At 70.8% G+C, this 21,222-nt stretch carries 17 protein-coding genes; 7 read left to right on the forward strand and 10 right to left on the reverse strand.

What is annotated here, in order from left to right; all coding sequences use genetic code 11:
• Positions 1-15: 15 nt before the first annotated feature.
• The 3 genes from ACIBU0_RS11180 to ACIBU0_RS11190 all read right to left on the reverse strand — a co-directional run bounded on the left by ACIBU0_RS11180 (position 16) and on the right by ACIBU0_RS11190 (position 5,129).
• Complete coding sequence (locus ACIBU0_RS11180) at positions 16-3,807, reverse strand: HEAT repeat domain-containing protein (RefSeq protein WP_398815070.1); 3,792 nt, start codon at positions 3,805-3,807, stop codon at positions 16-18.
• Positions 3,804-4,262, reverse strand: coding sequence for a hypothetical protein (locus ACIBU0_RS11185; RefSeq protein WP_398815073.1), 459 nt, complete (start codon positions 4,260-4,262; stop codon positions 3,804-3,806). Before ACIBU0_RS11185 ends, ACIBU0_RS11180 begins: the two co-directional genes overlap by 4 nt.
• A gap of 78 nt (positions 4,263-4,340) precedes the next feature.
• Positions 4,341-5,129, reverse strand: a complete 789-nt coding sequence (locus ACIBU0_RS11190) for a protein phosphatase 2C domain-containing protein (protein ID WP_398815076.1) — start codon at positions 5,127-5,129, stop codon at positions 4,341-4,343.
• A gap of 406 nt (positions 5,130-5,535) precedes the next feature.
• Here ACIBU0_RS11190 and ACIBU0_RS11195 point away from each other — a divergent pair, with 406 nt between their 5' ends.
• Genes ACIBU0_RS11195 through ACIBU0_RS11215 form a run of 5 tightly spaced genes read left to right on the forward strand, consistent with a single transcriptional unit; the run spans position 5,536 to position 11,096 of the window.
• Complete coding sequence (locus ACIBU0_RS11195; protein WP_398815079.1) at positions 5,536-8,265, forward strand: nitrate- and nitrite sensing domain-containing protein; 2,730 nt, start codon at positions 5,536-5,538, stop codon at positions 8,263-8,265.
• The gene (locus tag ACIBU0_RS11200) at positions 8,262-8,765 is read left to right on the forward strand and encodes a roadblock/LC7 domain-containing protein (protein WP_398815082.1); all 504 of its coding nucleotides are present in this window, start codon (positions 8,262-8,264) and stop codon (positions 8,763-8,765) included. Before ACIBU0_RS11195 ends, ACIBU0_RS11200 begins: the two co-directional genes overlap by 4 nt.
• Positions 8,762-9,190: a DUF742 domain-containing protein gene (locus ACIBU0_RS11205; protein ID WP_398815085.1), complete on the forward strand. Its 429-nt coding sequence runs from the start codon at positions 8,762-8,764 to the stop codon at positions 9,188-9,190. Before ACIBU0_RS11200 ends, ACIBU0_RS11205 begins: the two co-directional genes overlap by 4 nt.
• Entirely contained in the window at positions 9,171-9,812 is a 642-nt protein-coding gene (locus tag ACIBU0_RS11210; protein WP_398815087.1) for a GTP-binding protein, read from the forward strand. The genes ACIBU0_RS11205 and ACIBU0_RS11210 overlap by 20 nt, the downstream gene beginning before the upstream one ends.
• 30 nt (positions 9,813-9,842) lie before the next feature.
• Positions 9,843-11,096, forward strand: coding sequence for a styrene monooxygenase/indole monooxygenase family protein (locus tag ACIBU0_RS11215; RefSeq protein ID WP_398815090.1), 1,254 nt, complete (start codon positions 9,843-9,845; stop codon positions 11,094-11,096).
• Here the strand turns inward: ACIBU0_RS11215 and ACIBU0_RS11220 are convergent.
• The 4 genes from ACIBU0_RS11220 to ACIBU0_RS11235 all read right to left on the reverse strand — a co-directional run bounded on the left by ACIBU0_RS11220 (position 11,014) and on the right by ACIBU0_RS11235 (position 14,367).
• A complete protein-coding gene (locus ACIBU0_RS11220; protein ID WP_398815093.1) occupies positions 11,014-12,135 on the reverse strand; it encodes an NlpC/P60 family protein in 1,122 nt (373 codons plus the stop codon). The genes ACIBU0_RS11215 and ACIBU0_RS11220 overlap by 83 nt on opposite strands.
• A 102-nt stretch (positions 12,136-12,237) precedes the next feature.
• Positions 12,238-12,573, reverse strand: coding sequence for a hypothetical protein (locus ACIBU0_RS11225; protein WP_398815096.1), 336 nt, complete (start codon positions 12,571-12,573; stop codon positions 12,238-12,240).
• A 10-nt stretch (positions 12,574-12,583) separates the two neighbouring features.
• Complete coding sequence (locus ACIBU0_RS11230) at positions 12,584-13,231, reverse strand: TetR/AcrR family transcriptional regulator (RefSeq protein ID WP_398815099.1); 648 nt, start codon at positions 13,229-13,231, stop codon at positions 12,584-12,586.
• Positions 13,232-13,428: 197 nt separating this feature from the next.
• On the reverse strand, positions 13,429-14,367 hold the full coding sequence (locus tag ACIBU0_RS11235) for a diiron oxygenase (protein ID WP_398815102.1): 939 nt from the start codon (positions 14,365-14,367) through the stop codon (positions 13,429-13,431).
• Between the two features lie 124 nt (positions 14,368-14,491).
• Between ACIBU0_RS11235 and ACIBU0_RS11240 the strand changes: the two genes are divergently transcribed.
• Entirely contained in the window at positions 14,492-15,598 is a 1,107-nt protein-coding gene (locus ACIBU0_RS11240) for a ferritin-like domain-containing protein (protein WP_398815105.1), read from the forward strand.
• 58 nt (positions 15,599-15,656) lie between these two features.
• Here ACIBU0_RS11240 and ACIBU0_RS11245 read toward each other — a convergent pair whose 3' ends face one another.
• On the reverse strand, positions 15,657-16,175 hold the full coding sequence (locus tag ACIBU0_RS11245) for a DUF3291 domain-containing protein (protein ID WP_398815108.1): 519 nt from the start codon (positions 16,173-16,175) through the stop codon (positions 15,657-15,659).
• A gap of 167 nt (positions 16,176-16,342) precedes the next feature.
• Here ACIBU0_RS11245 and ACIBU0_RS11250 point away from each other — a divergent pair, with 167 nt between their 5' ends.
• Positions 16,343-18,310 (forward strand): nitrate- and nitrite sensing domain-containing protein, encoded by a 1,968-nt coding sequence (locus ACIBU0_RS11250; RefSeq protein ID WP_398815111.1) that lies wholly within the window; start codon positions 16,343-16,345, stop codon positions 18,308-18,310.
• Here ACIBU0_RS11250 and ACIBU0_RS11255 read toward each other — a convergent pair.
• Entirely contained in the window at positions 18,287-19,762 is a 1,476-nt protein-coding gene (locus ACIBU0_RS11255) for a penicillin-binding transpeptidase domain-containing protein (RefSeq protein WP_398815114.1), read from the reverse strand. The two genes, ACIBU0_RS11250 and ACIBU0_RS11255, sit on opposite strands and share 24 nt — an antisense overlap.
• Positions 19,759-21,219: an FtsW/RodA/SpoVE family cell cycle protein gene (locus ACIBU0_RS11260; protein ID WP_398815117.1), complete on the reverse strand. Its 1,461-nt coding sequence runs from the start codon at positions 21,217-21,219 to the stop codon at positions 19,759-19,761. Before ACIBU0_RS11260 ends, ACIBU0_RS11255 begins: the two co-directional genes overlap by 4 nt.
• Between the last annotated feature and the right edge of the window lie 3 nt (positions 21,220-21,222).

The raw sequence follows: 21,222 nt of genomic DNA on the forward strand, positions 1-21,222 counted from the left end.
GGCGCCGGGGCCGGCTCAGGGGAGCCTGTCCTGGACGGGGGCGAGCGCTCTTGCGGCGGGGAGAGCGCGGGCGGCCTCCTCGCGGACGTTCACGTCCTCGTCGTTCCGGGCCCGTTCGTCGAGCAGGGCGGCCGTGTCAGTGTGGCCGGGCCAGGCGAAGGTGAGGATGCGGGCGGCGGCGATGCGGACCTCGGGGGAGGCGTCGCTTGTCAGGCGGTCTTGTACGAGGTCGAGGGTGTCATCTGAGGGCTCTTCCCAAGCACACCACTGGAGGGCATGGATCCGGATGTGCGGTGAGGGGTCATGGACGGCGCGGTCGCGGATCAGCCCGGCGAAACCGGGTTCGGTGGACCAGTGGTCCGCAAGCAGGTCAATCGCGGTGCCCCGGATGTCCTCGTACGGGTCTTGAGCGGCCCTTTCGCGGATCAATGGGTATGTGCCGGGTTCGTGCCGCCAGTTCTTGGCGAGCAGTCCGAGCGCGGTCTCTCGGGCCTTCGTGCTGTCGCCGGTGGCACGGTCGCGGATCAGCTGATGCGTACCGGGTTCGTTCTCCCAGTGGTTCGCAAGCATGGTGAGTGCGGTCGGATCCCCGTCGACCGCGCGGTGGCGGATCAGCTCATGAGTGCTGGGCTCGTCCGGGTAGCGCTCGGCGAGAATCCTCGTGGCGGCGCCTCTCAGGTAGTCGTCCGACCCGTCGATGACATACGCGCGTATCAGCGCGAGTGTGTCGGTCCGGTCGAGCCAGTGTGTGGCGAGGAGGCTGAGCGCATCCACGCGGACTTCTGTTTCGTCATCGCTGACGGCGCGGTCGTACACGACGGCATGGGTGCGGGGATCGTCGTGCCAGTGCTGCGCCAGACTGGCCAGCGCTGAGGAACGGACGGCGCTGTCGTCATCGTTGACGGCGCGGGACTCGATGAGTTCCTCGACTCCCGGTTCGTGGCGCCAGCGTTCGGCGAGGAACGTGAGAGCGGTGCGACGTGGGTAGTAGTAGTCGTCCTCGACCGCGCGCTCGCGTATCAACGCGAGTGTTTCCGGTCGGTCGGCCCAGTGCTCGACGAGATACTCCAACGCGTCATCGCGCGTCACCCAGTCCTCGTCGTTGACGGCCCGGTCGCGGATCTGCTCGTACGTGTCCGATCTGTCCCGACCGTACTCGGCCAGAAACCGCGTGGCGGTATTGCGCACGTGTTCGTCGGGGTCCTGGGTGATGCGCTCGGACATCAGCGCATGGACGGCAGATCGGTCCGCCCAGCGCTCGCCGAGGTGTTCCAGTGCCACATTCCGCATGACCGGGTCGTCACTCCCCCCAGCGATGGTGCGGACCAGAGAGTGGGTGCCGGAGTCCTCCGCCCAGTGCTTGGTCAGCATCCTCAGCGCCGTGCGCCGGACAGCATCGCTGGTGTCGCTCATGACACGGTCGCGGATGAGCTGGTGGACCACCGCGTCGTCGGCCCAGCTGTTCGCCAGTGTCCTGAGGGCGGAGCTGCGGGCCTGGTCGTGTGTGTCCTCGACCGCGCGGGCACGGATCAGAGAACGGGTGCCCGGATCGGTGGCCCAGTGCTGGGCCAGTACTCCCAGTGCGGTACCCCTGACACTTGCGTCGGGGTCGTCGACGGCCCGGTCGAGGATGAGGGAACGGATGCCCGGACGGGCGGTCCAACGGTCGGCAAGCAGACGCAGGGTCGCGCTGCGAAGCTCCTCCGACCAGGCGTGCTGGGCCAGAAGAGCCGGGACCTCCGGCTCGTGGTACAGGGTGCAAGCCGCTTCGACGCACGCCCTGTCGCCGAAGTGGAACTGCCCTCGAACGTGGAACCAGCGCAGGAGGCGTCGACGTCCGGTCCAGTGCGCGGAGAAGGTGGCCAGCGCAGGCAGTGCGCCGGACAGGCTCAGGTAGCGCGGGCTTTCGAAGTAGTCGATCAAGGAGTTCACCACGGCCCTGCTCTGCGGGCCGAGTTGGCCGATCTTGCGTATCTCCGCCAGTGCCCGTACAGCGAGCACAAGCATCTTCGGGTCATGTCGGCTGGACTGATCGTGCAACTCCAGTAGCGCGTCGATCGCCCGGGCTGCGTCCTGGACCCTGACCTCCTCCTCGATCAGACCGACGAGCAGCAGGAGAACCTCGTGCCAGTTCGGGTCGGGCGCCCGGCGGACGAATACCTGCCTGACCAGTTCCTCTTCGTTCCATTCCCGGGCGGCGTAGCGGCGGGCGATGTCGGTCGCCGCCAGGTACTCCAGGAACGCACGGTGCACGAAGCCGTACACCTCGCCGCCGAAGCGGCTCAGGATGAAGTTGCGTTCCTGGAACTGCCGCTTCATCTCCCGGGCCGCCGCCAGGGCCTCCGGCTGCGGCAGTTCGAGGATGTCCTGGAGGTAGCCCTGGAACGTGGTCTCGAGCTCCGGGCCGTGGATGTGGTTACCGGCGATGCCGCCCTCCCCGTCCTGCATGCGCCGGGCCAGCAGCCGCAGCAGGTCGTACCGGTCCTTGTCGTCCAGGTACTTCAGCGCCTCGATGTCCTGGTTCGGCTTGAGGTGCTTGGTCTCCTGGTCCCAGCGGGCGATCAGGACGCTCACCGCGTGCTTGTAGACGCCCTGCCGGTCACGGGGGAGTTCCTGCCGTCGGCCGATGACGGCGAGAATGGTCAGCAGCAGCGGGTTTCCGGCGAGTTCCCGTACCGGACGCGAGTGGGTCACCGCCGCCGTGATCCGGTGGCACAGACGTTCGCTCAGCGCGGGATCCTCCCGGCACACGGTGTCGTACCACCGCTTGGCGAACTCGCCGATCTGCTGCTCGGTCAGGTCCTGGATCATGTAGTGCTTGAAGCCGGCCCCGTCCAGGACAGCGCCCTTGTAGCCGATGACCCGCGATGTCACCAGGACCCGGACGTTCTCGTAGTGGCTTGCGAAGCCGACGATCCGGCGGCTCACCTCCTCGCGCACCGACGGATCGAAGAGCTCGTCCAAGCCGTCGAAGATCAGTAGCACGCGGCCGCCGCGGAGGCAGGCGTCCAGCACACCGCGGGGCACCGACATGTGCTCCATGCGGTGCAGGTGGTCCAGGAAGTCCTCGAAGGTCCGATCTCGCCACTGTGCCTCGGCGTACTTGCGCAGCTCCACCACCAGGGGCAGCCAGCCCGTCAGTGCGGCCAGGGGTTCCGGGGGAGTAACCGACGTCAGTCCGAGGGCCAGGTAGCGCCCCAGCGTGGACTTGCCCGCCCCGGGGTCGCCGAGCAGGACCAGCCGCTTTGACTGCGGGTCCGTGACGACGTCCAGCAGCGGTACGGGCGGGCGGTCCAGATAAGCCTGCCGGAGCCGCTCCAGCGAGTCCTTCCTGATACCCGGCGGGAGCTCCTCCTCGGGTGGGAGCTCACCGCTGGCGATCAGCCGTTTGTGGAGTTCGGGCGGGAGATCCGGCTGAGGCGGGTCGGCGCGCAGCAGCGGTGGCACGAACACCTCCCGCAGCTGCACGGGCGGGTGGCTGTCACCCTCACCGGTCGGTATCAGCACCTCCAGATCGAGCCGTCCGTAGCGGTGCCGCACCTGCGTCGCGTAGTCGCCGACCGCGGTCTCGATGTCGGCGGGTTCCAGGGGCTTGTGATCCGCGCCGACCGTGCCGAACTGCTGTACCAGCTGCTGGATGTGCAGCACGGTGCTGTACGGCCCGATCGCGTTGCCGGCCACATCGCGGCCCGCACCCATGGCGCCCTCGCCACTGACGTCGACGCTCCCCGGTTGCGCACCGCTGCCGGTGGGGGAGGGGGCTCCAGCCGTACGAGATCCCCGCTTCAGCCACGAGAACAACGTCACTGCCCCTCGACCTCGCTGCCCTCCCCGAAGGCATTGCCCACGACGTCCCCTTCGGCGGCGAAGGCGCCTGTGCCACGCGCCGCGACCTCGCCGGTGGAAGCTCCGGCGGCCCCGGACGCGCCCGGGGCCGGACCGGAAACCGCCCCGGAAACCGCCCCGGACACCTTGCTGTTGGCGCCGAAGGTGTTGCCGACGACACTGCCGCGCACCGCTGTGGCGTTCCGTCCCCGGGCCCGGACGATACGGCGGTCGCCCGCACCGCCGTTACCCGCGAGCGCGACCACCGCCACGACCAGCCCTGCCAGGCTCGCGATCGCCCCGACCACACTCGCCGTACGGTCGGCGGTGTCCAGATCCACCAGCACGGCCACCAGCACGAGCGCGACGGCGCCCGCCGCACACAGGGCGGCCGCCACCCACGTCAGCGCCCTGACGGCTCCCGAAGTCCCAGCCATGTCCCAGCCCCCCTGTGCCCGCGAACGCAACTGCCTGCGACGGTAATACGTGAACAGCCGGTCAGGCAGGGGCCGTCGTCACAACTCCACGTACACGACCGTCGCGTCATCGTGCGTCTTGCTCCGCCCCAGATACGTCCGCTCCGCGGCATCGGCCAGCTCCAGCGCCCGCACCCGGTCCACCAGCGCCCGCGCCCCCTCCTTCCGTACGAACGTGAAGCAGTCTTCCCAGCCGCCCTCCCGGAACTTCTCCACCCACCGGCTCGCCCCGTCCGTCAGCCCGACCAGCCGCCGCACGTCCCCCCGCGCCAGGACCCCCGACACCGCCCGCCCCGCCACCGACGGATCCGCGGCGGCCGTGAAGAAGCCGCCCTCCTTGTTGCGGAGGTGCGCGTCGATCAGCGCGTCCGTGGCCAGAGATGCTCGCGGCAGGCGTGCGAGGCGGTCGTCCAGGTACGGCGTGATCGTGCCGTCCGCCGACTCCACCAGCAGCGCCGAGTCCGACAGGACCAGGTACTCCACGGTCTTCGCCGACCACCGCGCCAGAGCCACTGTTGCCTGTGGGGTGCGTGGGTGAGAAAGGTCACAGGTTTCGGCGTGGGCCTCGGCGGTACGTGCGATGGCGCGGGCCAACGCGTCGGTGAGGGGAACATCAGGGAGTGAAACGGTCAGTTCGGTCAGGGCTCCGCCGAGTCGTGCGGTGAACCAGGGGACGGAATGCAGACAGCCCGTCTCACCCCTCGGCGGGGTCACGCCGTCCAGGACCACCAGGACGCCGCCCTGTCCCGAGGCGGGAAGACCGACACTCGCGAAGTCCTCGTTGGGGCGGTCCTCGTCGCCGGGCTCCGAAACAAGCTCAGTTCGCATCCGGCCAGTCTGCACGAGGCCTTCACAAGGTTCGCGAAGGGGCTTCATCGGTTGCCAAATGGGTACAGCCCCGCAGGTCAGGCGTCTGATTTGGGGTGGAATGGCTGGCTCCGGCAAGGCGTGGCGGCGAATACTGCCATCGCCTGCCGCCGACGTCCAACCGGCCCGCCGCGCAAGGCATGTGCGTGCGCCAGAGGAACTTGCCCGCCAACTCTCCTCCGGGGTTCACTCCTTCGGGTGGCGGGTCAGGTGATGCGCGGCCGTTGCCCACCGGCACTGGGAGGGTCGGGATCCGGTGAGGGCACCCCCTGCTCGAACCAAGTCGCGAGCTTGGGGGAGGGGTGTGCGTACGGTCGGCGGTAGTTGACGAAGCGTCATCCGGACCCATGGGTATCACGAGTCAGGAATGCGAGCACCGGTGCAGAAGATGCGGCCTCGTCGCTCAGGCAAGCAGACGGCCTCCGCAGGGGGCGCCCAGCCCACTCCCGGCACCACCACCGACGTCACACCGGCCGGCAAGGGGCGTCCGACTCACGTACGGAACCGCCTGATCGTCGCCGTGGCCGTCGTGGCCGCCGCCATCGCCGGGGCCGGCGTCCCCTCGGTCGTCGCCGCCTCCGGGCAACTGCACGACTCCCAGAAGCTGGTGACCCTCGCCGAGCAGACCGAGGACGCGCTCACCCTCGCCCACTCCCTCGCCGACGAGCGCGACGAGGTCACCTCGTACATCGCCGCCGGGCGCCCCAAGTCCAAGGCGCCCAGCGAGCAGCGCAGCGCCCGCGTCGACCGGCAGGTCGAGGAGCTGCGCGCCGAGGACGCCGACACCCCCGCCTCGCTGCGCGACGACCTCGACGGCATCGCGGCCGTGCGCCGGGCCGCGCTCACCGGCCAGAGCACCGCGCTGCAAGCGCACGGCGCCTACTCGGCCACCATCACCGAACTCCACCGCCTCGCCGAGCGGCTGGCCGAGCAGATGCCGCCCCGCGCGGGCGCCGGAGCCCATGCGCTGGCCGAGCTGGACTCCGCCGTACAGCAGGCCGCCGCCGCCCGTGGGCTGCTGCTCGCCGCCCTCAGCGTGCCGACCACCACCGAGACCGTCATCGACCCGCTCACCGGCGTCGCGACCACTCAAAAGACCTCCACGGACGCCGACGCCAAGCAGCGCGCCGCCCTCAGCGCCGCCGCCCAGCAGGCCCGCCTGCGCTCCGACGCCGCCCTCGCCGACTTCCGCGACACGGCCCCGCAGAGCGCGCGTGCCTCGTACGACTCCACGGTCACCGGCCCCGAGGTGGACAGCGCCGAGCGGTATCTGACGGCCCTCACCGACCAGGCCACGCTCTCCGACCGTGACCTCGCCACCAACACCCGGCGCGCCGAAGCGGCCCTCTCCGCCCGCGTCGACGCCATGAGCGGCGTCGAGTCCGCCCTCTTCGACCGCCGTACCAAGGACCTCGAACAGCTCCGCGACGACGACGTCACCGCGCTGGAGATCCGCATCGCGATCCTCGGTGCCCTCATGCTGCTCGCGGTCGGCGTCGCCACGGGCATGGCCCGCAGCCTCACCCGCCCCCTCGCCGTCCTCCGGCTCGGTTCCGCGCGCCTGGCCGGGGCCGAGGACCCGGCGGTGGAGGAACCGGTCAAGTTCACCGGCCGCAAGGACGAGTTCGCCCAGGTCGTCGACTCCGTCAACGCCCTGCACGCGCACGCCGTCGCCCTCCAGGAACGCATCACGACCCTGGAGTCCGACCGCAAGCACCTCGTCGGCCAGCGCCAGAAGATGGCCGACGCCCGCGAGGGACTGCGTGCCGAACTCGCCGCCTCGGCCGCCCAGATGGAGCGCCTGCGGGACACCATCGGCTCCACCTTCGTGAACCTCGCCCTGCGCACCCTCGGCCTCGTCGAGCGTCAGCTCGCCGTCATCGAGGGCCTGGAGGAGCGCGAGCAGGACCCCGACCGGCTCGCCACGCTCTTCAAGCTCGACCACTTCGCCACGGTCATGCGCCGGCACAGCGAGAACCTCCTCGTCCTGGCCGGCACCGAGCACGTCCAGCAGCACGCCGGACCGGTCCCGCTCATCGACGTGGTCCGTGCGGCGGTGAGCGAGATCGAGCGGTACGAGCGCGTCCGCATCGCCGCCCTCCCGCCGCACGCGCACGTGGCGGGCTTCGCGGCCGACGACCTCTCCCACCTCCTGGCCGAGTTGATGGAGAACGCGACGTCGTTCTCCCCGCCCGACCTGCCCGTCGAGATCTCCGGCTGGCTGCTGGAGAACGGCGAGGTCATGCTCTCGGTCCAGGACGAGGGCATCGGGATGACGGGCGACCGCCTGTCCCGCCTCAACTCCCGCCTCGCCGACTTCGACCCCGAGGCCTCCTACGACCAGGAGGGCGAGGACGGCCTGGGCCTCGGCCTGTACGTCGTCGCCCGCCTCGCCCATCGCCACGGCATCCGCGTCCAGCTCCGCGAGCAGAAGCAGGGCGGCATCGCGGCGGTCGCGGTCCTGCCCAGGGGGCTGCTGGCGGCGGCCCCCGCGGCCGCGGTCCCGTCCGACGTGTCGGCCCGCGGCACGCACTCCTTCTCCCTGCCGGGCGCCGACGCCGAGGCCAACTCCAACGTTCTGCGCGGCCGCTCCAAGGGTGGGGACCCACTGGTGGCGCTGGCCGAGAGGGCCGTACGGGAGACCGGCGGCGCCGAACAGGACGTGGCCGACAAGGACGTACCGGAACCGGAGACTCCGGCCGAGACCACCATGGAACTCCTGATCCCGGAGCAGGCCTCGGCCCCTGACGAGGAGACGGAGACCGAGGAGGCGCGGGCGGCCGACCCCTATGCGATCGGCCCGGACACGCATGAGCGTGCTCGGGACGAGGGGGAGGAGCCCGAGGAACAGGTGACCGACAAGGGCCTGCCGAAGCGCACCCCGAAGATCACCGCACCCGCCCAGGCCCCGCGCCCGCGGACCGGGGGCGTCGATGCCGAAGCCCTCCGCAGAAGGCTCGGCGGCTTCCGCCGGGGAGCCGAGGCCGGCTACCGCGACGTACAGGCGGAGATCGCCGAACAGACCGGCCAGAACGCAACACCCAGCAGTGAATCCGAAGCAGCCACGGGGGGCACAGTCGAGGAGGCAAGCAGTTGACCGCGCCCAGTACCTTCGGACTGAGCAGTGAAGCCCGCAACCTGCACTGGTTGCTGACGAATCTGGTCGAGGAGGTGCCGGGCATCCAGTCGGTCGCAGTGGTCTCCTCCGACGGCCTGCTCCTGCTCTCCTCGGACCACGCCCGCAACGAAGCGGCCCGCGAGGCCAGGAACGACAGGCCCACCGGCCCCCGCGGCTCCGCCGCCGACCTCGCCACCATCGTCTCCGGCATCGGCAGCCTCACCATCGGCGCCGCGAAGCTGATCGAGTTCGGCGGCGTGAAGCACACGATGGTCGCGATGGACGAGGGCAGCCTGTTCGTCATGTCGATCAGCGACGGCTCCCTGCTCGGTGTGCACGGCTCCGCGGACTGCGACATGAGCGTGGTGGCCTACCACATGGCGCTCTTCGTCGGCCGCGCCGGCCATGTCCTCACCCCCGAACTCCGCAGCGAGCTACGGAAATCCCTGGAGACCGCGGCGGCAGGGAGTACCCGATGAGCAACGCCCCGAACAGCAGGCCCCAGCTCCCCGTCCGCGGCGGCGACCGCAAGGCCGCCCGGGTGCGTCCCTACTCGCTCACCGGCGGCCGGACCCGCTTCGGCCATGTCCTGCTCGTCGAGACCTTCGTCGGCAGCACGGCCGCGCTGGAGGCTCCCGAGGAGCGCAAGGAGCTGACGAATGGTTCCCTCAGCACCCGGGTGATGCCGGAGATGCGGGCCATCGTCGAACTGTGCCGCCGGATGCGCACGGTGGCCGAGATCGCCGCGCTGCTGAAGATGCCGCTCGGCGTGGTCCGCGTGCTGCTCAGCGACCTGGCGGACCAGGGAAAGATCCGTGTGTACGGCACCGGCACCGGTCACGGCACCGGACGTCCGGACCGCGCTCTGCTCGAAAGGGTGCTGAGTGGACTCCGTCGTCTCTGAGAACACCGGTGCAGTCACTGATATCGGGGCAGCCACCGATGAGGATCTGAAGTCCTGGCAGACGGACCGCACCCGCGCCCCGATCGCCACGAAGATAGTCGTGGCCGGCGGCTTCGGTGTCGGCAAGACCACGCTGGTCACCGCCGTCTCGGAGATCACGCCCCTGCAGACCGAGGCGCTGATGACCGAGGCGAGCGAGGACACCGACGACCTCACCTCGACGCCGGGCAAGCTGACCACGACCGTGGCCATGGACTTCGGCCGCATCACGCTCGACGACGACCTGGTGCTGTACCTGTTCGGCACGCCGGGCCAGCAGCGGTTCTGGTTCATGTGGGACGACATCGTGCGGGGCGCGATCGGTGCCGTCGTCCTGGCCGACACCCGGCGGCTGAAGGACTGCTTCCCGGTCCTGGACTACTTCGAGAGTTCCGGGCTGCCGTACGTCGTCGCGGTCAACCACTTCGACGGCAGCGAGCTGTTCGCGGCGGAGGACGTGCGCGAGGCCCTCACCGTTCCCGCACACATACCTGTCATGATCATGGACGCGCGCCGCCGGATCTCGGTCATCGAGACCCTGTTGTCCCTGGTGGGCCACGCACTGGACGTCACCCCCGAGTAGTCCCCGATCCCCGTAGGAGACACCACCCGCATGCGGAAGATACTCGTCGTCGGAGCCGGTCAGTCCGGACTCCAGCTCGCCCTCGGACTCCAGTCGCACGGGTACGAGGTCACCCTCATGTCCAACCGGACGGCGGACGAGATCCGCTCCGGCCGGGTCATGTCCACGCAGTGCATGTTCCACACGGCACTGCAGCACGAGCGCGATCTCCAGCTGAACTTCTGGGAGTCCCAGGCCCCGAAGATCGAAGGACTCGGCGTCTCGGTGGCGGCCCCCGGCTCCCACGACCCCGGCCCGACCCAGCGGGCGATCGACTGGCTGGGGCATCTCGACGGGTACGCGCAGTCGGTCGACCAGCGAGTGAAGATGGCCGGCTGGATGGAGACGTTCGCCCAGCGCGGCGGACAGCTGGTGATCCACGGCGCGGCCGTCGGCGACCTCGACTACTTCTCCCGTACGTACGACCTGGTGCTGGTCTCGGCGGGCAAGGGCGAGCTCGTCCAGATGTTCGGGCGGGACCCGGAGCGGTCCCCGTACAGCGAGCCGCAGCGCGCCCTGGCCGTGTCGTACGTCCACGGACTCGGCCCACGTCCCGAGCACCCGGACACGGAGGCCGTGCGCTGCAACCTCGTCCCCGGCGTCGGCGAGCTCTTCGTGATGCCGTGTCTGACGACCTCCGGGCGCGCCGACATCCTGTTCTGGGAGGGCATACCCGGCGGGCCGCTCGACGTCTTCGACGGCGTGAAGGACCCGGCGCAGCACCTCTCCCTGACCCTGGAACTCATGGAGACGTTCCTGCCGTGGGAGTACGCGCGGGCCACGAAGGTGGAACTGACGGACGCCGGCGGCACGCTGAGCGGGCGGTACGCGCCGACGGTGCGCAATCCGATCGGGCGGCTGCCCGGGGGCGGTCTCGTGCTGGGTGTCGCCGACGTGGTCGTCGCCAACGACCCGATCACCGGACAGGGCTCCAACTCCGCGTCCAAGTGCGCCGCCGCGTACCTCGCCTCGATCGTCGAGCACGGGGACAAGGAGTTCGACGAGGCGTGGATGCGCAGCACCTTCGACCGGTACTGGGCCACGGCACAGCATGTGACCAAGTGGACGAACGCCATGCTGGCGCCGCCGCCGGAGCACATCCTGAACCTCATCGGCGCGGCGGGCCAGCTGCCGCCCGTCGCCGACCGGTTCGCCAACGGGTTCAACGACCCGGCCGATTTCGAGAGCTACTTCTATGACCCGGAGAAGACCGCGGCTTACCTCGCTGAGGTTTCCGGTTCCTGATCTCCGGGCGTACGGCGCCCAGGACCGGGTTCGACGCGATCGGGGAGATCTTGATCTTCTCCCCGGTGCGTGGCGCCTGGATCACCTTGCCCTTGCCGAGGTACATGGCCACGTGGGTGGCGTCCGGGAAGTAGACGACCAGGTCGCCGGGGCGCAGTTCGGTCAGCGGAATGCGGTCGAGCTTCTCCCACTGCTCCTGGCTCGTGCGGGGGATACGGGTGCCCGCGTGGGCCCAGGCCTTCGACGTCAGACCTGAGCAGTCGTAGGTCCTGGGACCCTCCGCGCCCCACTCGTACGGCTTGCCCAGCTGCCGCTTGGCGTAGCGCATGGCCCGGCGGGCCTCGGGGGACGGCTTGCGGTCCTCCTCGGCGAGGGCACCGGACGCCATGAAGGCCCTTTGAGCCTTCGAGGCGCCCTGCTTCTCGAACGCGGCCAGGGCCGTGAGCTGTTCGGCGGTGAGCGAGGCCAGCACCTCCTCGACCTTCCGCAGGCGCTTCAGTACGGTGTCCCGCTCCTTCTTCTGCCGCTCGGCGAGGGCGAGTTGGCCGTCCAGGGCCTTGCGGGCCTTGCGGGCCAGCTCGTCGGCCTGCTTTTCGGCGCCGGTCAGGCGGCCGACCGTTTCGGCACGCTCACGGGACAGCCGGGCGATGAGGTGGCCCTGCTCCAGGGCGCGCTGCGGGTCGCGGGCCATGAGCAGGCGGACGTACGGGGAGACGTCGGTGGTGTTCTGGTACTGCTGGCGGGCCAGCCGGCCGGCCGCGCCCCGGCTGTCGTGCAGGGAGAGGCGGGCGCGGGCCAGGGCGGCGTCGAGGCGGGTCACCTCGGTGCGCTGCTTGCGCAGCTTCTCCTCGGTGGCGTTGTAGGCCTCCGTGGCCTGCTCTGTCTCGTGGTACAGCCGCTGAAGATCTGTCAGGAGCTCGGCCGTGGACCGCTCTTGTGGTTCGGGAGGTTCGGGGGCCGCCGTCGCGGGGATGGGCGAGAGGAGCGTGCAGGCCGTCGTCGCTGCCGTACACGCCAAACGCAGTAGCCTTCCTGACACGTCATCACCTCCGGTGCGGAGAGGCTCTCTGCTCCGCACCGCGAGCATCGGGCGGGCGCGCCGGGTTCGCGCGGTAGGTGTGCGCGGGTCGGCGTAACCGGGTCACCCGTCTGTGTCATCCGGCTTGCCGGGCGGCGTGGCATCCGGCTTGTCCGGCCTGGACCACGGCCAGTTCGGGCGGCGGCTCTGCCCGCCCGCCCCTTTTTCCCCTTCGGCGGCATATACGTATTTCCAGCGCTGGGTGAGACCGGTGAGGCCCGCGGGGGAGCCCGGTGTCCGCGGGACGCGGCGGTAGACGAGGACCGTGGGCGGGCCGCCGTGCGGGTCGGGGACGGGGATGCGGTACGTCTTGGGCGGGTGGCCGGTGATGCCCAGGAGCACCGGGAGCACGCGGCCGTCCATGGGGCCGCCCTCGAAGGGGGTGTCTTCGCTCTTCACGGCACCAGTGTCAGCCATCCGCCGCGAGCTTCTCGGCCAGCGCGGCGGTCTGCGGATCCCGGGACGCCGTGACCGAGAGGACGGCGATGAACTGGTCGACCAGCCAGTCCCGCAGTTCCTGCATGGGGGGCTGCTTGTCCTCGTCGAGCCAGATGAGGGAGGCCGCCTCCACCGCGGTGATCCACATCCGGACGGTCATGCGGAGGCGGAGGCCGGGGTCGGTGACCTCCAGGTGGCTGAGGATGTGCTCGGCGGCGGCGCGGCGGACTCCGTCGACGATGGCCGTTGTACGCGAGGTCTCCACGACGCTGCCGCCCTGGAGCAGGGCGCTGAAGCCGGCGTCGTGCTCGTCGACGAAGGCGAGGTAGCGGTCGAGGGCACGGGCGAGGCGGGGGAGGAGGGGGCCCTCGCGGGGCTCGTCGAAGCACTGCTGGAGCTCTTCGGCGGCCGACCTCAGGGCAGCCTCGTACAGCTGCTGCTTGCCGCCCGGGAAGTACCGGTACACCAGGGGCCGTGACACCCCGGCCGCCTCCGCCACGTCGTCCAGGGAGACGTCCTCGGGGGCGCGGTGCGCGAACAGTGTCAGCGCGGAGTCGAGGAGCTGACTGCGTCGCTCCTCGACACTCAGGCGGCGGTAGGCGGGGGCGGCGGGGGTCATGGAAGGAAGCCTAGTCGCCGTGGGAGGTGCTGGGATTTGGGCGGCTGCGGGCCCGTCGTGGCTGATCGCGCAGTTCCCCGCGCCCCTTGGGGCGTTGCAGCGCCGCAGGCTGTCCAGCTGAGCCGAACGGCGCGGGTGGGCGCAGGCGGCACCCCGCCAGCGCGGGCGAGCGCCCCGACCCCTGGCTCAGCCCCGACTCACGCCAGCAGCCCCGACGACCTCCACAGCCGCCTGCCAACCCCCCGCAGCACCCCGATGTCGTCCAGGAAGTCCGTCAGCTTCTTCGCCCCCGTCTGCATGACCTCCCGGCGATGCCCGCTCGCCTTCACCTGCGCCATCGCCTCCCGTTTGTCCAGGCCCACGTTCGTGTAGACCTCGGGATTCACGAAGGCGACGGAGAACACCCGTGCGAACTCACCGGAGGTGACCCGCGTGAACTCCTGGGACCACTTCGGCGCCGTCATCATCTGGCGGCGCAGCTCCTCGCGGGCGTAGCGGACGTGGCGGGCCTCCTCCACCACGTGGATGCGGGTGACGCCCCGGATCAGGGGCTGCACCCGCTCGTCCGGGAACGTCAGCCGCTGCATCCAGTCGAGGACCTCCTCGCCGAGCAGGGTCGCCGTGAAGGACCCGGGGGTCGTCGAGATCGTCTTGAAGAGGCGGCCCAGGTTCTGGTGGACCCGGGCCACCGGGTACCAGGGCGTACCCCCGTGCGAGATCAGGCGCGCGAACATCTTCGAGTGGCGGCACTCGTCCTCGATCTCGGTGAGCGCGTAGCGCACGTGGGCGCTCGTCGCCGCCTTGTCGTAGATGTGGCGGACCAGGAGCTGCATGAGGATGATCTCGAACCAGATCCCGAGCGAGGCGAGCGCCGCGGCCTCGTGCTGGGAGAGCAGGATCCGCTGTTCCTCGCTCATCCGCTTCCACAGCGGGGTGTCGTAGAGCGAGACCAGCTCCGGCGGCCAGAACCACTTGCCGTCCTCGAAGGGTGCGTCCCAGTCCAGTTCCCTGTCGGGGTCGAAGGAGTGCTTGGCGGAGGAGGCGAGGAGGCGTTCGGCCACTTGTTCGCGGTCCTTGAGCAGGCCGAGTGCATCGCGCAGGCCGTCCAGCGCGTCGGCTTCCGTCAGGGTCGTCATCGGTCCCTCACCTCGTTACCGGGGGTACGTCGTCCGCTCTTATGAGACTGCTTGTCAGCAAGGTCGTCAATCCCTCGCGCGCGACTTGTTGACCCCGCGTCTACTACGTGTGAGCCTGCGGAGCATGCCGACTTTCGACCTGTACGCCACAGATCCGGGAGACCCCCTCTGGCAGGTGCCGGCGACCGGCGCGGCACGTTTCGGCTGGGAGTACGACGACGGCCGCGACCGGCTGCTGGCCCTGTACCAGAAGGGCAAGGACAAGCAGTGGGACGGGCAGAAGCGCATCGACTGGGAGCTGGAGGTCGATCCGTACGACCCGCTCGGCACCCCCGACGAGTCGATGTCCCTGTACGGCACCAAGCACTGGGCCAAGATGACCGACAAGGACAAGGGCGAGCTGCGCAGGCACTACGCCTCCTGGCAGTTCAGCCAGTTCCTGCACGGCGAGCAGGGCGCGATGGTCTGCGCGGCCAGGATCGTCGAATCCGTCCCCGACCTGGACGCCAAGTTCTACTCGGCGACCCAGACGATGGACGAGGCACGGCACGCGGAGATCTACGGCCGCTTCCTGCACGAGAAGGTCGGGATGCTGTACCCGATCAACGACAATCTGCAGGCGCTGCTGGGCGACACACTCCGCGACAGCCGCTGGGACATGCCCTACCTCGGCATGCAGGTCCTGATCGAGGGCCTCGCGCTGGCGGCCTTCGGCATGATCAGGGACACCACCGACAAGCCCCTGCCCAAGCAGATCCTCGCCTACGTCATGCAGGACGAGGCCCGGCACGTGGCCTTCGGGCGGATGGCGCTGCGGGACTACTACAAACAGCTCACCGACGCCGAACTCCGCGAGCGGGAGGAGTTCGTGATCGAGGGCTGCTATCTGATGTGCGACCGGCTCCGGGGCGTGGAGGTGCTGGAGAACTTCGGCATCCCGACCGCCGAGGCCGAGGAGTACAGCGAGCAGTCCGAGTTCCTCGCCCTGTTCCGCCGGCTGCTGTTCTCCCGCATAGTCCCCTGCGTCAAGGACATCGGGCTGTGGGGCAAGCGCCTTCAGCAGGCCTATGTCGACATGGGCGTGTTCGAGATGGGCGACTCGAATCTGGACCTGCTGATGGCGCAGGACGAGGAGATCGCCGAGCAACTCGACGCCGAGCGGTTCGCGGTGGAGGAGCGCGAGCGGGTGGCGGAGGTGGCGGACGCCGTCGAGGCGGGGGCGGAGAGCTGACCGGCCGACGGGGCTCCGAGTCCTGCCCGGAGCCCCGGGTAGCGCCGGTCCGGTCCTCCTAGACCGAGCAGCCCAGCCCCTCCGGCACCTCGACCGGCACGGCCTCCGCCCCCTGCGGCGGGAACGACGTGCGCAGGGTGAAGGCGTACGGGGTCGGGCCGTTCGTACGGAGGTGGAGGAGGCGGGACTCGGCCTCCGCGACCGTCGGGCGGTGGCCCGCCGGGACCCACCACAGGGCCGTCATCGCTTCCTGCACCCGTTCGAACCACTCGCGGCGGCGGGCCAGCATCTCGCGGTGCCGGCCCTGGTACATGAACGCGGTGAGGGCGTTCGTGTCACGCCACATCGTCAGGTTGATGATCAGCCAGGGGTCGCCGAAGACGGAGATCTCCGTGGCGTCGCCGGAGTCGTCCTGCAGCCGCCAGACGTAACCGTCCGCGGCCTCGGCGTCGGCGTTCACGGGTTCGAGGTTGTCGACGAAGTCCTTCAACTGCGGTGAGTCCAGCGGGGCCTTGAGGCGGGCGATGTTGACCTGGGCGAGTTCGTAGGCGGCTTCCGGTGCGGTCGATGGCGTCATGGCCCGAACGATAGGTCGGGTGCGGGCGGCGGGCCCAGGGGCCGTCTCAGTACGTGGGCACATGTCCCCTTTCACAGGCGGGACGGCGCCGCGGTGAGTACCTGTCTACGGCTGTCTTACGGAGGGGAAATCATGCCCTGACCGGCCCGCCCGTAGCGTCGTGGGGCATGACGGGGAATGTACTGACCACCCTCCGCTCGACCGTCCGCCGACCTGCCACGCTTCCCGGCTGGCACTCCATCCGTGGCCGTATGGCCATCGTGCTGGCCGTTCCGACCTGCCTCCTGCTCGCCCTCATCGGACTCGGCGTCGCCGACCGGGCCGCCGACTGGTCCGCCGCCCGGGGGACCGAGGCGCACGTCGGGGTGCTGTTGCGGGCGCAGGAGCTCGTCCGGGAGGTGCAGCGCGAACGCGGGCTGACCAACGGGCTGCTGGGCGGCGAAAAGGGGTATCGCGATGACGTCGTCGCCCAGCGCGGCCGTACCGACAGGGCGCGAGAGGCGTTGAGTACCGCGCTCGACGAGGAGGGCGGTGCGCTGCCCGGTGCCGCGGCCTCGGCCCTGCGGGCCGCCGACGCTCCCCTCGCCGCCCTCACCGCGACACGCGAGGACGTCGACGCAGGGACCGCCGACCGTGCCGCCACCCTGCGGACGTACACCAAGGCGGTCACCGCCCTCGTCGACGCCGAGTCGGCCGGTGCCCCCGACGGCGACCGGCGCATCGCGCAGGGCGTGCAGGCGCTCCAGGCGCTCGCGCGGGCGACGGAGGCCGTCGCGCTCGAACGCGGTTCGCTGAACGGGGTGTTCGCGGCCGGCCGGTTCCGGTCCGGTGAGTACCTCGCCTTCACGGAGGTGCGGGCCACCCGGGTGGCCGCCGTGGGGCAGTTCCGGCAGCTCGCCGGTGCGGACGAGGAGGCCGCGCTGGACGACGCCTTCGGTACGGCCGCCGCGCGCCGGGTCGCCGGGTACGAGGCGCGGGCCGAGCGTGGGGCCGACGGGTCCGCGCTCACCGTGGCCCCGGCTCGCTGGTGGGCCGACATGACGACCCTCGTCGACGATCTGCACGCGGTGCAGCGGTCCGTCGGGGACGACGTCCGTGCGCACGCCGCCGACGCCGGTTCCGCCGCCACCCGGCAGCTCGGCGGCTTCCTCGCCCTCGGCGTGCTGATCCTCGGCGTGGCCGTCGCGCTCGCCGTCTTCTCGGCCCGCTCCATCACCCGGCCGCTCGGCGCCCTCGCCGACGAGGCGGACGCCGTCGCCGGGACCCGGCTGCCGGAGGCCGTCCGGCGGATCCAGGAGGCCGACCCGGACAAACCCCTCACCGACGAGGCCGAGCGGCCCGAACTGCCGGGCGGTGCACGGGAGATCAGCCGCCTGGCCGCCGCCCTGCGCAACGTCGAGGACACCGCCGTCGGCCTCGCCGCCCAGCAGGCCGTGCTGCGCCGCACCAGCACCGAGTCCCTGGCCAGCCTCGGCCGCCGCAACCAGAGCCTGCTCAACCGGCAGCTCGGCCTGATCACCACCCTGGAGAGCCAGGAGCTCGACCCGGACGCCCTCGCCGAGCTCTTCGAACTCGACCACCTGGCCACCCGGATGCGCCGCAACGCCGAGTCGCTCCTCGTGCTCGCCGGTGAGGAGTCGCCGGCCCGGTCCTGGAAGGGTACGGTCGCGGTGGCCGACGTGGTGCGGTCGGCCGTGTCGGAGGTCGAGCAGTACCGGCGGGTGGCCGCCGTGGACATCCAGCAGTGCGGCGTCCGCGGCCACTGCGTCGCCGAACTGTCCCACCTCCTGGCCGAGTTGGTGGAGAACGCGCTGATGTTCAGCCCGCCCAAGCAGCCCGTGGAGATCTACGGCTGGCGGGACGGCACCGAGTACTGCCTGGCCGTCGTGGACCGCGGGATCGGCATGACCCCGCAGCGCCTGGCCGAGTCCAACGCGGTCCTGTCCGGCAGGGGCGACTCCCTGCACAGCGCCCCGACCCGGTTCCTCGGCCACCATGTCGTCGGCGCCCTCGCCGCCCGCCTCGGCGCCCATGTCGAGCTCCGCCCCACCCAGGGCACGGGCGTCACCGCGTACGTCGCCCTGCCGACCGCCCTGATCCAGGAACCGACGTCAACGGCCGTCGCCCGCGGGTGACTTCAGCACCGCCTTCATCACCGACCGGGCGATCGGCGCCGCGTCCCCGCCCCCGCTGATCTCGCCCCGGTCCGCGTCCGCGTCCTCCACCACCACGGCGACCGCGACCTTGGGCTCCAGGTCGTGGTCGCCCTGTGCCCACGACACGAACCAGGCGTACGGCGTACCGGAGTTGCCGAGGCCGTGCTGTGCGGTGCCGGTCTTGCCGCCCACCGTCGCGCCGGGGATCCAGGCGTTCGTGCCGGTGCCCTCCCGCACCACGTCCGCCATCAGCTCCTTGAGCAGGCGGGCGGTCGACGGGCGCATGGCCTGCTGCATCGGGCGCGACCCGCCCGTCGCCACCGTGGAGCCGCCCGCCCGCATCGTGCGCTCGACCAGATACGGCGACCGCACCTGCCCGCCGTTGGCGACCGCCGCCGCCACCATCGCCATCTGCAGCGGGGTGGCCCGCGTGTTGTACTGCCCGATCGACGACAGGGCGAGCTGCGCCCGGTCCACCTTCGAGTCGAAGGTGCTCTCGGCGACCGAGAACGGGATCCTCAGATCCGGGTCGTTGAACCCGAAGGCCTTCGCCGTCGCCGCCATCCGCTCCGCGCCCACCCGCACACCGAGCCGGGCGAACACCGTGTTGCACGACCACTCGAACGCCTTGCGCAGCGGAACGTCCTTGCAGCCCTCGGACGGGTTCGTCAGCTTGGTCCTGGTGCCCGGCAGGCGGTACGGATCCGGGGAGCGGGTCGGCTCGTCCAGGTCCTCGACCACGCCCGCGTCCAGCGCCGCCGCCGCGGTCACCACCTTGAAGGTCGACCCCGGGGGATACGTCTTGCGCACCGCCCGGTTGAGCATCGGCTTGTCCGGATCGCGGTTCAGCGACTCCCAGGACCGGGGCACCGCCGAGCCGTTCCCGGACAGGACGGACGGGTCGTACGACGGGGAGGACACCAGGGCCAGGATCCGCCCGGTCGACGGCTCCACGGCCGCCACCGCACCCTTGCGGCCGGCCAGCCCTTCGTACGCCGCCTCCTGCGCGCCCCGGTGCAGGGTGGTGACGACGTCGCCGCCGGGGTGCCGGTCGCGGGCGGAGCCGTTCCACATCGGGAACGGCGACAGCAGCGGGTCGGTGCCGGACAGGATGCCGTCCTCGGCGTGCTCCAGGAAGGTCGTGCCGTACGTCTGCGAGGCGAAGCCGGTGACGGGGGCGTACATCGGGCCGTTGGTGTACGTCCGCTCGTAGCGCAGGTGCTCGCCGGTGTCCCGGGAGCCGGTCACCGGTGCGCCGCCGACCAGGATGTCGCCGCGGGGCTGCCCGTAACGGGCGATGGTGCTGCGGCGGTTGGCGATGTTGTCGTCGTAGGAGCGGGCCTCGACGAGCTGGATGCGGGTGGCGTTCACGAGCAGCGCGACCAGCAGCAGGGCGCAGAAGAAGGCGGCGTGCCGGATGTGCCGGGTCATCGGGCGGCCTCCGCACGGTCGTCGTGTCCCGTCACCACGGGGGCCTCCCCGCCCTGGGAGGCCTGAGCGTCCTCGGGCAGGTTCCCGGCCACGTCCTTGGGAATGCCGAACCGGCTCCGCGCCCTGTCGCTCACCCGGATCAGCAGCGCCACGATCGCCCAGTTGGTGACCACGGACGAGCCGCCCTGCGCCAGGAACGGCATCGCCATGCCGGTCAGCGGGATCAGCCCCGTCACCCCGCCCGCGATCACGAACACCTGCAGTGCCACGATCGAGGCGAGCCCCACCGCGAGCAGCCGCCCGAAGGGGTCGCGCAGGGCCAGCCCCGCCCGGAACCCTCGCTCCACCAGCAGGCCGTAGAGGAGGAAGATCGCCGACAGTCCCGCCAGGCCGAGCTCCTCTCCCGCGGTCGCCAGGATGAAGTCCGACTTGGCCGCGAAGCCGATCATGATCGAGTGGCCGAGGCCCAGTCCCGTGCCGACCAGGCCGCCCGCCGCGAAGGCGAACAGCGACTGGGACAGCTGGTTCGGTCCCTGGCCCGCCTCGATGGAGGCGAACGGATGCAGCCAGTCCTCCACCCTGCTGTGCACATGCGGCTCCAACTGCCCGACGGCCACCGCGCCGACCGCCGCGAGCAGCAGGCCGACCGCGATCCACCCGGTGCGGCCGGTGGCGACGTACAGCAGCACCACGAACAGCCCGAAGAACAACAGCGAGGTCCCCAGGTCCCGTTCGAGGACCAGCACCCCCACGCTCAGCAGCCAGATGGCGACGATCGGCCCGAGCACGCGCCCGGTGGGCAGCTGCAGCCGGGAAATCCCGAAGACCCGGCGGCCCGTGTACGCCAGCGCACTGCGGTTGGCGGCCAGATACGCCGCGAAGAACACCGCGAGGAGCACCTTCGCGAACTCGCCGGGCTGGATGGAGAATCCGGCGATCCGGATCCAGATGCGGGCGCCGTTCACGGACGGGAAGAAGATCGGCAGCGTGAGCAGCACGAGAGCCGCCACGACGCACACGTAGGCGTAGCGCTGGAGCACGCGGTGGTCGCGCAGCAGCAGCACGACCACGATGAACAGGCCCACCCCCAGCGTGGACCACACGAGTTGGGTGGGCGCCGCCAGGTCGTCCGGCGTCTCCAGGTCCAGCCGGTAGATCAGGACCAGGCCGAGGCCGTTGAGCAGCACGCCGATCGGCAGCAGCAGCGGGTCCGCGCAGGGGGCGCGCACCCGCACCGCCAGATGCGCGACCAACGCGAGCACGCCGAGCCCGGCGCCGTAACCGGCGGCGCCGGGCGGGACGGTCCCCTGCCTGGCGATGCCGACCGCGCAGTAGCCGTACACGGAGAGCAGGACGGCCACGACGATGAGGGCCAGTTCGATGCCACGGCGCCGGGGGAGGGGTACGGCGGGAGCGGGCGCGTCCGCTGCCACCAGGGGGGTTCCGGCCTTGGTCATGTC

This window comes from Streptomyces sp. NPDC049627, assembly GCF_044465645.1.
Lineage (GTDB): Bacteria > Actinomycetota > Actinomycetes > Streptomycetales > Streptomycetaceae > Streptomyces.